At 51.0% G+C, this 12,658-nt stretch carries 13 protein-coding genes; 6 read left to right on the top strand and 7 right to left on the bottom strand.

The annotated features are described in order from the left end of the window. Positions 1-220: 220 nt before the first annotated feature. The 5 genes from MON40_RS12380 to MON40_RS12360 all read left to right on the top strand — a co-directional run bounded on the left by MON40_RS12380 (position 221) and on the right by MON40_RS12360 (position 5,716). Positions 221-1,195 carry an ABC transporter permease gene (locus tag MON40_RS12380; RefSeq protein WP_003776017.1) on the top strand — a complete coding sequence of 325 codons (975 nt, stop codon included), beginning with the start codon at positions 221-223 and terminating at the stop codon, positions 1,193-1,195. Continuing rightward, positions 1,185-2,183 carry an iron chelate uptake ABC transporter family permease subunit gene (locus tag MON40_RS12375; RefSeq protein ID WP_003776019.1) on the top strand — a complete coding sequence of 333 codons (999 nt, stop codon included), beginning with the start codon at positions 1,185-1,187 and terminating at the stop codon, positions 2,181-2,183. The genes MON40_RS12380 and MON40_RS12375 overlap by 11 nt, the downstream gene beginning before the upstream one ends. A 155-nt stretch (positions 2,184-2,338) precedes the next feature. Beyond that, on the top strand, positions 2,339-4,204 hold the full coding sequence (locus tag MON40_RS12370; protein WP_039862693.1) for an acyltransferase family protein: 1,866 nt from the start codon (positions 2,339-2,341) through the stop codon (positions 4,202-4,204). A gap of 58 nt (positions 4,205-4,262) precedes the next feature. Then, positions 4,263-4,886, top strand: a complete 624-nt coding sequence (locus tag MON40_RS12365; protein ID WP_003776021.1) for an FmdE family protein — start codon at positions 4,263-4,265, stop codon at positions 4,884-4,886. 71 nt (positions 4,887-4,957) lie between these two features. Further along, entirely contained in the window at positions 4,958-5,716 is a 759-nt protein-coding gene (locus tag MON40_RS12360) for an iron ABC transporter ATP-binding protein (RefSeq protein WP_039862830.1), read from the top strand. Between the two features lie 72 nt (positions 5,717-5,788). Here the strand turns inward: MON40_RS12360 and MON40_RS12355 are convergent, their stop codons facing one another. The 5 genes from MON40_RS12355 to MON40_RS12335 form a co-directional block, all read right to left on the bottom strand. After that, the gene (locus tag MON40_RS12355) at positions 5,789-6,685 is read right to left on the bottom strand and encodes an IS3 family transposase (protein WP_242925846.1); all 897 of its coding nucleotides are present in this window, start codon (positions 6,683-6,685) and stop codon (positions 5,789-5,791) included. Then, positions 6,589-6,939 (bottom strand): helix-turn-helix domain-containing protein, encoded by a 351-nt coding sequence (locus tag MON40_RS12350; RefSeq protein ID WP_003756620.1) that lies wholly within the window; start codon positions 6,937-6,939, stop codon positions 6,589-6,591. The genes MON40_RS12355 and MON40_RS12350 overlap by 97 nt, the downstream gene beginning before the upstream one ends. Positions 6,940-7,225: 286 nt before the next feature. Continuing rightward, complete coding sequence (locus tag MON40_RS12345) at positions 7,226-7,900, bottom strand: hypothetical protein (RefSeq protein WP_003776023.1); 675 nt, start codon at positions 7,898-7,900, stop codon at positions 7,226-7,228. A gap of 289 nt (positions 7,901-8,189) precedes the next feature. Then, positions 8,190-8,528 (bottom strand): iron-sulfur cluster insertion protein ErpA, encoded by a 339-nt coding sequence (gene erpA, locus MON40_RS12340; protein WP_003758366.1) that lies wholly within the window; start codon positions 8,526-8,528, stop codon positions 8,190-8,192. Positions 8,529-8,744: 216 nt separating this feature from the next. Further along, on the bottom strand, positions 8,745-9,431 hold the full coding sequence (locus MON40_RS12335; protein ID WP_003758368.1) for a S24 family peptidase: 687 nt from the start codon (positions 9,429-9,431) through the stop codon (positions 8,745-8,747). A gap of 299 nt (positions 9,432-9,730) precedes the next feature. Here MON40_RS12335 and MON40_RS12330 point away from each other — a divergent pair, with 299 nt between their 5' ends. After that, entirely contained in the window at positions 9,731-10,006 is a 276-nt protein-coding gene (locus MON40_RS12330) for a hypothetical protein (RefSeq protein WP_003758370.1), read from the top strand. A 407-nt stretch (positions 10,007-10,413) separates the two neighbouring features. Here the strand turns inward: MON40_RS12330 and argC are convergent, their stop codons facing one another. Next, positions 10,414-11,457: an N-acetyl-gamma-glutamyl-phosphate reductase gene (gene argC / locus MON40_RS12325; protein WP_003776024.1), complete on the bottom strand. Its 1,044-nt coding sequence runs from the start codon at positions 11,455-11,457 to the stop codon at positions 10,414-10,416. Positions 11,458-11,594: 137 nt separating this feature from the next. Continuing rightward, a complete protein-coding gene (locus MON40_RS12320; protein ID WP_003776025.1) occupies positions 11,595-12,440 on the bottom strand; it encodes a DUF817 domain-containing protein in 846 nt (281 codons plus the stop codon). Positions 12,441-12,658: the final 218 nt, after the last annotated feature.

The following is a 12,658-nucleotide window of genomic DNA, read 5'->3' as shown; positions in this document are numbered from 1 at the left end:
GTTTTCAGACGACCTTGTTGTAGTGGATTAACTTTAAATCAGGACAAGGCGACGAAGCCGCAGGCAGTACAGATAGTACGGAACCGATTCACTTGGTGCTTCAGCACCTTAGAGAATCGTTCTCTTTGAGCTAAGGCGAGGCAACGCCGTACCGGTTTAAAGTTAATCCACTATATCGTCTTTATGGCGTTTGTTTTTCCATCTGAATTATTTTTCCCTTATGTCCGTCAAACCTTTATCTTTAAATTTAATCAACTGCTTTGTGCTGGTGGTGCTGTTTGTCGTCAGCCTGTCTGTGGGCGTCGGCAATTTCCGCTGGGCGGATGTGTTTCACTGGACATTGTCTGACAGCACGGAATTGATGCTGGTCAGCCGCCTGCCGCGCACGTTTGCGATTGTGCTGGCGGGAGCGTCGATGGCGGTGGCGGGGATGATTATGCAGATTTTGATGCGCAACCGTTTTGTCGAGCCGTCTATGGTGGGGGCGAGTCAGAGCGCGGCGTTGGGCATGTTGGCGATGAGGTTGATGTTTTCGAACGCCGACATAAGGGTAAATATGGCATTTGCTGCCGTGGCGGCGTTGGCGGGCATGCTGGTGTTTATGATGCTGATACGCCGTTTGCCGCCGACGGCGCAGTTGATGGTGCCGCTGGTGGGGATTATTTTTGGCGGCGTTATCGAGGCGGTGACGACGTTTATCGCGTATGAGTTTGAGATGATGCAGTTGTTGAGCGTGTGGCAGCAGGGCGATTTTTCGGGCGTGCTGTTGGGGCGTTACGAATTGCTGTGGCTGACGGGCGGCTTGGCGTTGGCGGCGTATTTGATTGCCGACCAGCTGACGATTTTGGGCTTGGGCGAGACGGTGAGCGTGAATCTGGGTCTGAACCGGACGGTGGTGTTGTGGGTAGGCTTGGTGATTATTGCGATGATTACGTCGCTGGTGTTGGTAACGGTCGGCAATATTCCGTTTATCGGGCTGGTCGTGCCGAACATCATCAGCCGCCTAATGGGCGACAAGCTGCGCCAAAGCCTGCCTGCGGTGGCTTTGCTCGGCGCGTCGCTGGTGCTTTTGTGCGATATTTTGGGACGCGTGATTGTGTTCCCGTTTGAGATTCCGGTCTCAACCGTGTTCGGTGTGTTGGGTACGGTGTTGTTCTTGTGGATTTTGTTGAGGAAGCCTGCCCATGTCGTCTGAAAACAAGCGTAGCGCGCTTCGCTCGAACAAGGTTGCGTTTATGCAGGGTTCTTCCCGTCCGCTGTGGGCGGCGTTTGTCTTGCTGCTCGCTTGTTGCACCTTGTTCCTGACTTTGAACATCCAAGGCGATTGGGATTTTGTGTTGCAGTTGCGGCTGACCAAGCTGGCGGCTTTGCTGCTGGTGGCGTATGCGGTCGGGGTTTCGACCCAGCTTTTCCAAACGTTGACGAACAACCCGATCCTTACACCTTCGATTTTGGGCTTCGACTCGCTGTATGTGTTTTTGCAAACGCTTTTGCTGTTTGCTTTGGGCGGGGTGGGCTATACGTCGCTGCCGCTGACGGGCAAGTTCGGCTTTGAGCTGGTGATGATGATGGGCGGCTCGCTGCTTTTGTTTTACACGCTCATCCGGCAGAGCGGACGCGATTTGTCGCGCATGATTTTGATCGGTGTGATTTTCGGGATTTTGTTCCGCAGCCTCTCTTCGCTGCTGACGCGCATGATTGATCCGGAGGAATTTACGGCGGCGCAGGCGAATATGTTTGCGAACTTCAATACCATCCACAGCGAGCTTTTGGGCGTGGGCGCGCTGATTCTGCTGGCGAGCGCAGTGGTGGTTTGGCGCGAGCGGCACCGTCTGGACGTCCATCTTTTGGGGCGCGACCAAACGATTAATTTGGGCATAAACTACACGCGCAATACTTTGTGGCTGCTGCTTTGGATTGCCGCGCTCGTGGCGACGGCGACGGCGGTGGTCGGGCCGGTCAGCTTCTTCGGCCTTCTGGCTGCTGCGCTTGCCAACCATTTTGCCCCGAGCGTGCGCCATAGCGTGCGGCTGCCGATGACGGTGTGCGTCGGCGGCATCCTGCTGGTCGGCGGGCAAACCGTGTTCGAACACCTGCTCGGCATGAAGGCGGTGTTGAGCGTAGTGGTTGAATTTGCGGGCGGGCTGGTGTTTTTATATTTGGTGCTGAAACGCAAGCGATAGGTCGTCTGAAAACTTTCCCAGCCTGAATTCGAATGGCGTAAACCACTATTTCCAAACGGGATATTTCGTTTTGCACGTCCTTAGATTTGACGGCGTGAATGAAACTAAATATCGGGTTCTTACTCATATTAAGCATCACTATCAAGGTGCGTGCTATGAGTAAAGTGTTGAAATACCGTCCTGATTTGGACGGGATACGGGCATTGGCCGTTTTATCCGTCATCATATTTCATATCGATCCCCAATGGCTGCCGGGTGGTTTTTTGGGCGTGGATATGTTTTTCGTGTTGTCGGGATATTTGATCACGACCATTATCAGCCGCGAGATTCGCGACGGCAGTTTTTCGTTTCTTGAGTTTTACAAACGCCGCGCCAAACGCATTTTGCCTGTCTTTGCCTGTGTATTGCTTTGCACGACGGTCGTTGCCGCCATTTTCTTTTTGTCTTTCGATTTGCGCCAATACGTCAAATCCGCCGTCTATGCCTTGCTGTTTGCCGCCAACCTGTTCTTTGCCCGCCGCGGCGGCTATTTTGATGCGGATGCGACGGAAAAGCCGTTGCAGCACATTTGGTCGCTGTCGTTGGAAGAACAGTTTTACTTTATTTTCCCCGCGTTGCTGATTTTGTTTTTCCGTATCAGCAAACGGCGCAATGTGCGGACGTTTATCCTTTTGCTGATTGTCATCAGCCTGTTTTCCGCGCTGTTGCCGACTTTGGGCATGGAGGCGTATTTCCTGCCGCATGTGCGTGCTTATGAGCTGCTTGTCGGTTCGCTTTTTGCCTTCATTCCGCCTGCCGAACAAAACGATAAAGCCAGTACGCCGCTATTCGGATGGCTGATGATGGCGGTCATCGCCGCCACGCTGGTGCTGCCCTACGGCGTCCTGCCCGGCGCGGGAAATATCGAACGGCTGCTTTGCTGTCTGGCGGTCGGCGGTTTGATTTATTCGGGCAAATCATTGCAGATGCAGGAAGGTTTCAATACGTCCAAACTGTTGAGCCTCAAGCCGGTGGTGTTTATCGGGTTGATTTCGTATTCGCTGTATTTGTGGCACTGGGTGGTGTTGGCGCTCATGCGCTACATTTATATGGACGCGCAGCTTCCGCTTGCCGCATCGGCGCTGGCAGTCATCATCATGCTGCTGTTGTCGGTGTTGTCTTATTATTTTGTGGAAACGCCGGCGCGGAAGGCGAAGAATTTTACGACGGCGAAATTCAAATGGAGCATGGCGGCTTATTTCGCGCTGCTGATTCCTGCGGCAACCTACCTGATGACCGCCAAACCCGCCGCGTTTGAAAGCAGTTTGTACAAGGCCGATGAAAGCAAAATTTGCGCGGACACGCTGACCAAAACCGACTGCGCCGTCGGCGCGGCAAACCAAAAACCTGAAGTTTTGGTCATCGGCGATTCGCATGCCGCCCATTTGAGCCCGTTCCTCGACATCGTCGGCAAAAAAGAAGGCTGGTCAGCAGACGTTATCACGTCCAACAGCTGCGCCACCGCGTTCGGATTTGTCCTGCCCGACAGCGACCGCCGCGCCGACCGCTGTAATCCATATAACAGGTTTATCGAACAAAAAACCAAAGACTATCCTGTCATCATCATTTCGCAACGCTGGTTCCTCCATACCGCCAAACCGGAATTTTTGGAACGGTTCAACACAATGCTGGAGGATTTGGTGAAGGCGGGCAAAAAAGTGTACGTTTTGGCCGATACGCCTATGGACGGGCAGTTGCCGTTGCGGCGTTATTATCTGAGACAAAAGCTCGGTATCGACATCAATTATGTTTCAGAGGATAAAAAGGCAGAAATCCGCGATTCCGCCAAGTCTGAAGACGAAGTCGAAAAAATCGTGAAGCAGCACCGCGGCGTGCAGTGGGTGGACTTTATGCAGTACATCCCCGCGGACAAACTCATAGACGGGCTGCCGGTGTATTTCGATACCAACCACCTCAACCCGTTCGGTTCAAGTAAAATTGCCGAAATGTTTATCAACGATAAACGCACCCTGTTGAAATAAGCACAAAGGTCGTCTGAAAACAGATTCAGACGACCTCTTTAAAGCAAAAGGATACCGTATGACTCAAGAACACTTTCCCGAATTTTTCGAGCAAGCCCCGACGCTGACCGTCCAAGACGCGCTCGCCGAATTTCTCGGCGCGGCAGAGGAGGGCATCATGCAGTATCGCTACGCCGATGCCGTCCGCCTGTGCGGACACTCCTGCCCCACCGTCGCAGGCGCGTACCTCATGACGCTTAAAGGCCTGAAAGCACTTTACGGCAGCGACCTGCCGCAGCGCGGCGGAATCGAAGCCGCCATGCAGGGCGCGCGCGACGAAGGCACGGTCGGCGTTACCGCATCCGTCGTCCAACTCTTAACCGGCGCCGCTCCCGAAACCGGCTTCGGCGGCGTCGGCCCGCAAGGACGCTTCGTCCGTCGCAACCTGTTGAGTTTCGATGCCGACATCGAAGGCACGCTGACCCTGCGCCGCAAAGACAACGGCAAAACCGTCGCCGTCAGCCTCAACGCCGCCATGCAGCCCTTCGCCCCCGAAATGCGCGACATCATGCCCAAAGCCGTCAGCGGCACCGCCACCGTAGAAGAACTCAAACGTTTCGGCGAACTCTGGCAGGCGCGTGTTAAAGCCTTCTTGATTGATTTGGCAGACAATCCCCAATTCGTCATCGTTCGCGAAATCTGAAGCCCATCCTTTTCAGACGACCTCTCATGTTCGGAGGTCGTCTGAAAACAAATCCACACATCACACCCATCATGATTACCATCCGCAACGTCAGCTTCCACATCGGCGGCAACCCCATCCTCAACAACGTCAGCCTCGACATCCCCGAAGGCGGCATCACCGCGCTCATCGGTCCAAACGGCGCAGGCAAATCCACGCTCCTCTCCTTCATGGCGCGCCTCCGCCCGCTGGAACAGGGTAGCATCAGTTACGCCGGCAAAGATGTTTCGACCACGCCCACCGCCGAGCTGGCAAAAACGCTCTCCATCCTAACCCAAGAAAACAGCGTCATGAGCCGCATTACCGTGCGCGACCTGCTCATGTTCGGGCGTTACCCCTACCACCAAGGCAGGCCGACCCCCGAAGACCTCGCCATCGTCGAAAACGCACTTTCTGAGTTCAAACTGGACAGCTTCGCCAACCGCTACCTGACTGAACTCTCCGGCGGACAACGCCAACGCGCCATGATTGCCATGGTCTTCTGCCAAAGCACCGATTACGTCCTCTTGGACGAACCGCTCAACAACCTCGATATGTACCACGCCCGCGCCCTCATGCAGCTGCTCCAGCGGCTGACCCGCGAACACAAACGCACCACCGTCGTCGTCCTGCACGACATCAACCAAGCCGCCGCCTACGCCGACCACGTCGTCGCCATGAAAAACGGACAAGTCGCCATGACCGGCGCGCCGAACGACATCTTTACCGCTGAAAATATTAAAGATTTGTTTGATATGGATGTGGACGTATTGGACTATCAGGGCAAGAAGCTGGTTATCCATCACGTTTGAGATACGGATGTGGAAAAGGTCGTCTGAAAGTTTGAACTGGCCCCCAAATCTTGGACACTCATAAAAGCCTATTCAGGCGCTCTGTGCAAGCTGGGTTCTGTATGCGACAGGACTCAGCTTTTTCAATTTCAAACTGCAACGCTCCCGGTTGTAGTAATCCATATAGTCATCTATCTGCTTCATCAATTCATCTACCGTCAATTCACCTGCGTTATAGAAACACTCCGTCTTTAACACCGCAAAGAAGCTTTCCATCGGCGCATTGTCCCAACAGTTCGCCTTTCGCGACATGCTTTGAACCATGGAATACTCCGCAAGCAATTCCCTATATCCCGACGTACGGTACAGCACGCCTTGGTCCGAATGCAGCATCGTTCCTTTAGCAGTCAGACGGGGGGCGGCTTTTTCGAGCATTTCCTTCACCATTTCGCTGTCGGCTCTGCGGCTCATGGCGTAGGCGACGATCTCGCGGTTGAACAAGTCCAAGATTGGCGAGAGGTACAGTTTGCCGTCCTTCCCTTTGAGTTCGGTAACGTCGGTCAGCCATTTTTCGTTGGGCTTTCGGGCTTTGAACCGGCGTTTGAGGAGGTGTTCCGATATTTCGCCCATGGCGGGATGGCGGTAGGCTTTTTTCGCCCGTATGAGGGCTTTCAGTTCCATCTGCTTCATCAACCGCGCCACTTTTTTGCGGTTCCAACCCAATGCTGCGGCAATGCGCCTTTGTCCGTAGCGTCCTTTATGCCGCCGGTAGGTTTCGACAAGGAGGGCTTTGTCGGCTGCTTCGGGATCGGGTCGGTCTTGGTGATGGTAGTAAAAGCTGCTTTTGGGCAGGTTTGCGATGTGCAGCAGGTATTTGAGCGGGTGTTGCGCCCTCAGTGTTTGGACGGTTTGGCTTTGTCCTTTGCGGTCTGCTTTTGGCTGAGGGCTTTTAACTCCTTTAGGTAGGCGACCTCTGCGCGCATATAGCACAGTTCTTCAATAAGCTCTGCCTGTGTTTTTTCTTGGTCGGGTTTATCTGCGATGAAGGGGTTTTTGCGGTGTTGGGGCATGGTTTTGGATTGGGGATGTTCGAGTGCGCCGATACCGCCTTCTTGATAGGCGCGTATCCATCGTCTCAGGTGGGTTCGGGAAATGCCGTAGTGGTCTGCGGTACGTTGTTGGCTGCGTATATGCAGGTAGTGGAGTACGGCTTGGTATTTGAAGTGTAATGTATATTTGCTCATAAAAAAACTGCACCTTGTGAGTTGGAGGGGATGTGTCCAACTTTTGGGGTGCAGTTCAGTTTTCAGACGACCTTTTGTTATATCCATCTTATTTGAGCAGCTAGGCAGATTGAGGGTGCATCAAGTTTAAACTGGTAGGGTGTTGCCCTCACTTCAGCTCGCGGAGAGGCATTTTCTAAAGTGTTGAAGCACCTTAAAAAATCGGTTTCGTACGATTTGTACTGTCTGCGGTTTCGCCGCCTTGTCCTAATTTAAACTTAATCGACTTTATCGCGTTATTTCCGTTTTACAGGAACTTGGCGGCAAGGTATCCGGCAGCCACCAAGCCGAACATGGCAAGAATACCCAATACGCTGATCAGGATGTAAGTGTTCTTTTTGGATTGCAAAGCAGCCAATTGGGGATCTTCACCCAATTCTTGGCGGAGTTTGCTTTCCAGTTCCGAACGGATTTGTTTGCGCAGGAGTTTTTCTTCACGCTCTTTTTCGATTTGCAGCTTATGGGCGATTTCCGCTTGTTTTTTATGCTCAAACGCCACCCGTTCCTGCCATTCGATGCGCTTGCGCTGGATGATTTGCTCGGTTGCGCTGGCAAGGTGGAAATGGCAGACGGGACATTCCGTCGCCTCGTGATCCTCAATCAGGGTCAAACATACGGGACACTGGCGGATTTCAGGAGCCGCTTCTTCCTGTTCTTCGCCGCTGAGATCCAGCTCCAATTCCATCGATTGGCGGACGATGACATCCAATCCCAAATAATTGAAATATTGTTGGGCGTTTTCACGTTCGTCTTGGGTGCAGTTCTCGGCAATAATGGCTTGCGGACGTTCGGCAAGCGCTTGAACCAAATCTTCGGCTTCTTTTTCCTGCAGATTATCGTACAAGCAGGCGTTGATGCGCTCGCGATCGACATCCGGCGGATAAGAAACATAAACGTCGTAAAGTTTATCTTGTTTCTTCATTGTGATCCCATGAGATATAAAATCCTGCTTTGTTATTTGAAGGCAGGTATTTAGTGTCGGTTTTGTTATAAAGTATAGATTATTATTCGTCTATTTGTCTTAACCGAAGGATAAAGGGTATTTTATTCGGCTGAAATAGTATAAATGCCCGATTCTGACCGATTATAGTATATTAATGAATATTACCAAATGGAACTATGAATTATAAGATAGATGTTATTGCTTTGAAAGCATATCAATCTAAAAGGCCGCCTGAGTGAACAGACGGCCTTTTTTAGAAAACAGTGTATTAGACGGAAAATGAAGAACCGCAACCGCAAGTGGTCTCCGCATTCGGATTGCGGATAACGAATTGGGAACCTTGCAGGCTTTCGGTGTAGTCGATTTCCGCGCCGACCAAATATTGATAGCTCATCGGATCGACCAAGAAAGTCAGCCCGTTTTTTTGGATTTCAAAATCGTCATCGTTTTTGATTTCGTCAAAGGTAAAACCGTATTGGAAGCCTGAGCAGCCGCCGCCGTTGACGAATACGCGCAGTTTCAAGTCGGGATTGTTTTCTTCGGCAATTAAATCAGCTACTTTGGTGCAGCAGCTTTCTGTAAAAATGATAGGGCTTTCGTCTGACATGATGTGATTCCTTTTATATAAATATTGCCAGTATTGTCGCGCAAACGGATTCTTGAAGCAAGAAGAGGGTGTTGCGGGTCGGGCGGCAATATCTGTCAACCGCTTACATGGCTGCAATCTCGAAAAATTTCAATAGGCAGGCGGACAGCCTTTACACCGTCCGTCCTGTTAAAAAATAGGAAAACATGAATTCAGGTCGTCTGAATACAACGCAGATCAGATAATCCGTCCAAACCATTCCACGCGGCCGATGATGGCAACATCTTCGGTCATTTTGTTTAAATCGATTTCAAAGGCCGGATAGGCTTCGTTGGCGGAGATAACGTTGACGATGCCGCCGGGTATGACTTGCAGCCGTTTCACCAAAAGATTTTCATTGATACGCAGAACATATAACCCATCGCGCGGGGTGGTTTCGCTGCGGTTGATGAGGATGGTATCCCCGTCGTTCAGGACGCCTTCCATAGAGTCGCCTTTGACGGAAATGACCGACAGGTTTTTGGTGTCGCGGGTAACGTAGTTTTCAATCCAGTAACGGCGGAATGCCATGGTAAACATGGGTTTTTCATCGCCGACAAGCTGTCCGTGTCCTGCGGCGGCATGGATGTCGTAGCGCGGAACGAAGATAAATTCGTCAATATCGACCGGATTGCCCAAAGTGTCGTAAGCGGTGGCTTTAGGCGGCTCGGTATTGGGAAACGGCTCTCCTTCTCCCGTCAGAAGCCAGTCTATGCTGCATCCTTTGAGCTGTTTGATTTTTTTCAGGGTTTCGGATTTGGGTAATCCGCCCTCGTTCCAGATGCGGCTGAAGCCGGCGATGGTCATATCGATATCGGCCGCGATTTTGGCTTGTCGTGCTTCATCTTTCCATAGAAAAGCCAGTCTGTCTTTAAAGGTATCCATGTTGTTCCTTTGGTTTAAGTGTGATTTTTAATACACTTTGAATGATTAATGTGTATTTTACCTTAGTTTTTATCAAATTGTAAGAAAAATATTAGTCAAGCTAAGAAAAAGTATTGCTGTTTTTGTTTTTTCTGAGTATTATGTGCTTATTGTTAGATTAATCGAATAATTTCGGTTTAAAAATACTTTTATTTTTAATTTGTATCTCAGTTTTGATGCTTTATTCTGATTAATCTGATTTTTTAGACTGAATTATGTTTTATTTGAATGTGTTTTAGATTTTGTTGGAGGCTGTGAAAATGACTCGTTATCGTAAAAATGCTTGGTTGGTTCTGACTGCTTTTGTATTGGGTTTTTTGGCGTTTCCTTTCAGCTATTCGCAAGCGCATCAATCTGATATCAGCGTTTCGGCACAAGAGTGCGAGCAGTTGAATAATTTGGTTTTGGAAAATATGAACGGGCAGCAGCAAGTATTTGCGCGCGAGTGTGATACGGTTGAGGCTTCGCATGATTGGGAGCAGCAGTACGGCAATTTGAATGAAGAAGAATTGGTTGCCGGTATTGTGTATGAGTGAGTGGCTGTGAGGCTGCTGTTGCGAAGCTCTAAAGCGGGAGGCGGGGAATTTTTGAGTTTGTATAGTGGATTAACTTTAAACTATTACGGCGTTGCCTCGCCTTAGCTCAAAGAGAACGATTCTCTAAGGTGCTGAAGCACCAAGTGAATCGGTTCCGTACTATCTGTACTGTCTGCGGCTTCGTCGCCTTGTCCTGATTTAAAGTTAATCCACTATATAATGGACGGGCAGGGTAGGCATGCGCCGTGTGGTTAAAGCTCGCCGACTAGAAATTCTTTAGATTTGTGATTTGGAAGGCATTTGCTATTGTGGTTGTTGATGAGGGTCGTCTGAAAACGGCGTGAGTGGTTTTCAGACGACCCCTTTAGATGGATGAAAATCCCGCTTGTTCGGAATGACTGTATACATCAGGGGAGTAGCGGGGCGTTTTGCAGACCGAGTTGTTCGTCAAAACCGAACATGATGTTCATGTTTTGAATGGCTTGTCCTGCTGCGCCTTTCACTAAATTATCGATGACGGACAAGGCAATCCAAACGTCGGATTGCGGCGCTTGCTGGATGCTGATGCGGCACAAATTGGCTCCGCGGACACTGCGTGTTTCGGGTGTGGAACCGGCAGGAAGGATGTCGACAAAGGGGCTGTCCCGATAGTATTCGCGAAGTATTTCTTCGGGATGGCAACCGTCCTCAAGATGCAGGTAAAGGGTTGCGTGCATACCGCGTATCATGGGTGTGAGGTGCGGAGTGAAGACAAAACCATCGGCAATGTCTGCCTGCAATGTTCGGATGGTTTGTTTGATTTCGGGAAGGTGGCGGTGTCCGCCGATACCGTATGCTTTGAAATTGTCGCCCGCTTCGCAGAAGAGTGAACCGATGTTGCCTTTGCGCCCTGCGCCGGAGACGCCGGATTTGCAGTCGGCAATCAATGGCATGTGTGCTTTCAGACGACCTTGTTGCAACAAAGGCAATAAGGGCAGTGAAACGCAGGTAGGATAGCAGCCGGGGTTGGCAACGATGCGTGCGTTGGCAATGGTGTCGCGGTTCATTTCGCTTAATCCGTATACGGCTTGCGGGATAATATCGGGGCTGGCGTGGCGCATGCCGTACCATTGTTCCCATGTCGGGATGTCTTGGATGCGGAAGTCGGCGGATAGGTCGACGATACGGACGTTTTGGTTCAGAAGCGCGGGTGCTTCCTTCATGGCGACGCCGTTGGGTGTGGCAAAGAACACGACGTCACATTGATCCAGTCGGGCTTGGTCCGGCGTTTGGAAGGTTAAGTCATAAATGCCGCGCAAACTGGGAAAGTAATCAGCAATGGCAATGCCCGCTTCGCTCCTGCTGGTAATGGCGGTTACTTCGACATTGGGGTGCGTGCTGAGCAGGCGGAGCAGTTCTACGCCGGTGTAGCCTGTTGCGCCGACGATGCCGGCTTTGATTTTTTGATTCATGATTTCTCCGTTGGGTGGGCTTTAAATATGGAGGTTTAGTTTAATGGGATGAGGGTCGTCTGAAAAGGGGAAGGGGGTAATACGGCATGTTCTGACGATTGACCGTGTGGAAATCGGTATTCGTCTGACGGCATCCCTTAGTCTTTAGAAACGCTGATGGTGTGTTTGACGTGTTTTAAATTCGCCACGATGGTAAACGTCATCATCACCAGCAAGGCCCACGAACTCCATTTGCTGATGTGTACCGATGCCCATGCGCCGATTTGGTTGGGATAACGCCAAACGCCGAACAAAGTCCCTAAGTTTTCCGCCAGCCAAATGAAAAAACCGATGAGGACGAACGCCAGCAGAAGCGGCATTTTTCGGGTAGTGTCATAGGGCGTGTATAAAACAGTTGTCCGCGCATACAGCCCGAGTGCGAATGCGGCGAGATACCAGCGGTAGTCGCCGAGATAGTGATGAGTGAAAAAATTGACGTAAATTGCCAGCGCGCACAATGTGCTCAACCAATACGGCGGATGGCTTTTGATTCTGATATTAAAGAGCCGCCAAGCCTGGATGATGTAGCTGCCGACCGCCGCATACATAAAGCCTGCAAACAGCGGCACGCCGCCGATTTTGGTGTATGCCTCGTCCGGATAGCTCCAAGACTGGATGTCGCCCGATGTTTTGAACCACTCCAAAGCAAAGCCCACCAAGTGAAACAGCGTAATCGATTTCACTTCGTCCCACGTTTCCAGCTTGAAATACAGCATCGCAGCCTGCACGGAGACTGCAAAAATCAGCAGTAGGTCATAGCGCGAAATCCCCAGCCAGCCTGTTTTCGGAATCAGGAACATGGCAATGAAAAACAAACCTGCAAACAAACAGGCGCGCGCTTCTTTCAGTCCAAAAAACCAGAATTCGACCGCAAAACGACGCCAACCGTGCAAATCATCCCGTTTCGGGTGTTCCATCAGCCAAGTATCCAGTTTGCCCAACATATTTTCAGACGATCTTCAGATTTGCAAAGTGACGGAATATAACGGAAATGGGGAAAGGATGGGATATGGTATGACGAACGGCAATGTCGGAAGACGGGGCGATGAGGGGGCGTCTGAAAGCGTGTGCGATGTTTAGCATTTTTTGAGCGATAGGATGGGTCAGGACAACGGACCTGTGGCGTGCAGATTATTCGAGCAGAGTAGGAGAGCAGGGTTTA

It is taken from the genome of Neisseria macacae ATCC 33926, from assembly GCF_022749495.1.
In the GTDB taxonomy this organism is placed as follows: domain Bacteria; phylum Pseudomonadota; class Gammaproteobacteria; order Burkholderiales; family Neisseriaceae; genus Neisseria; species Neisseria macacae.
Note: the sequence above shows the minus strand (reverse complement) of the source record. Positions and strands in the feature narration are given on the sequence as shown.

Bases quoted from the DNA above. Each gene is read 5' to 3' on its own strand.
- MON40_RS12380 (WP_003776017.1), top strand. From the start codon at position 221: ATGTCCGTCAAACCTTTATCTTTAAATTTAATCAACTGCTTTGTGCTG.
- MON40_RS12375 (WP_003776019.1), top strand. From the start codon at position 1,185: ATGTCGTCTGAAAACAAGCGTAGCGCGCTTCGCTCGAACAAGGTTGCG.
- MON40_RS12370 (WP_039862693.1), top strand. From the start codon at position 2,339: ATGAGTAAAGTGTTGAAATACCGTCCTGATTTGGACGGGATACGGGCA.
- MON40_RS12365 (WP_003776021.1), top strand. From the start codon at position 4,263: ATGACTCAAGAACACTTTCCCGAATTTTTCGAGCAAGCCCCGACGCTG.
- MON40_RS12360 (WP_039862830.1), top strand. From the start codon at position 4,958: ATGATTACCATCCGCAACGTCAGCTTCCACATCGGCGGCAACCCCATC.
- MON40_RS12350 (WP_003756620.1), bottom strand. From the start codon at position 6,939: ATGAGCAAATATACATTACACTTCAAATACCAAGCCGTACTCCACTAC.
- MON40_RS12345 (WP_003776023.1), bottom strand. From the start codon at position 7,900: ATGAAGAAACAAGATAAACTTTACGACGTTTATGTTTCTTATCCGCCG.
- erpA (WP_003758366.1), bottom strand. From the start codon at position 8,528: ATGTCAGACGAAAGCCCTATCATTTTTACAGAAAGCTGCTGCACCAAA.
- MON40_RS12335 (WP_003758368.1), bottom strand. From the start codon at position 9,431: ATGGATACCTTTAAAGACAGACTGGCTTTTCTATGGAAAGATGAAGCA.
- MON40_RS12330 (WP_003758370.1), top strand. From the start codon at position 9,731: ATGACTCGTTATCGTAAAAATGCTTGGTTGGTTCTGACTGCTTTTGTA.
- argC (WP_003776024.1), bottom strand. From the start codon at position 11,457: ATGAATCAAAAAATCAAAGCCGGCATCGTCGGCGCAACAGGCTACACC.
- MON40_RS12320 (WP_003776025.1), bottom strand. From the start codon at position 12,440: ATGTTGGGCAAACTGGATACTTGGCTGATGGAACACCCGAAACGGGAT.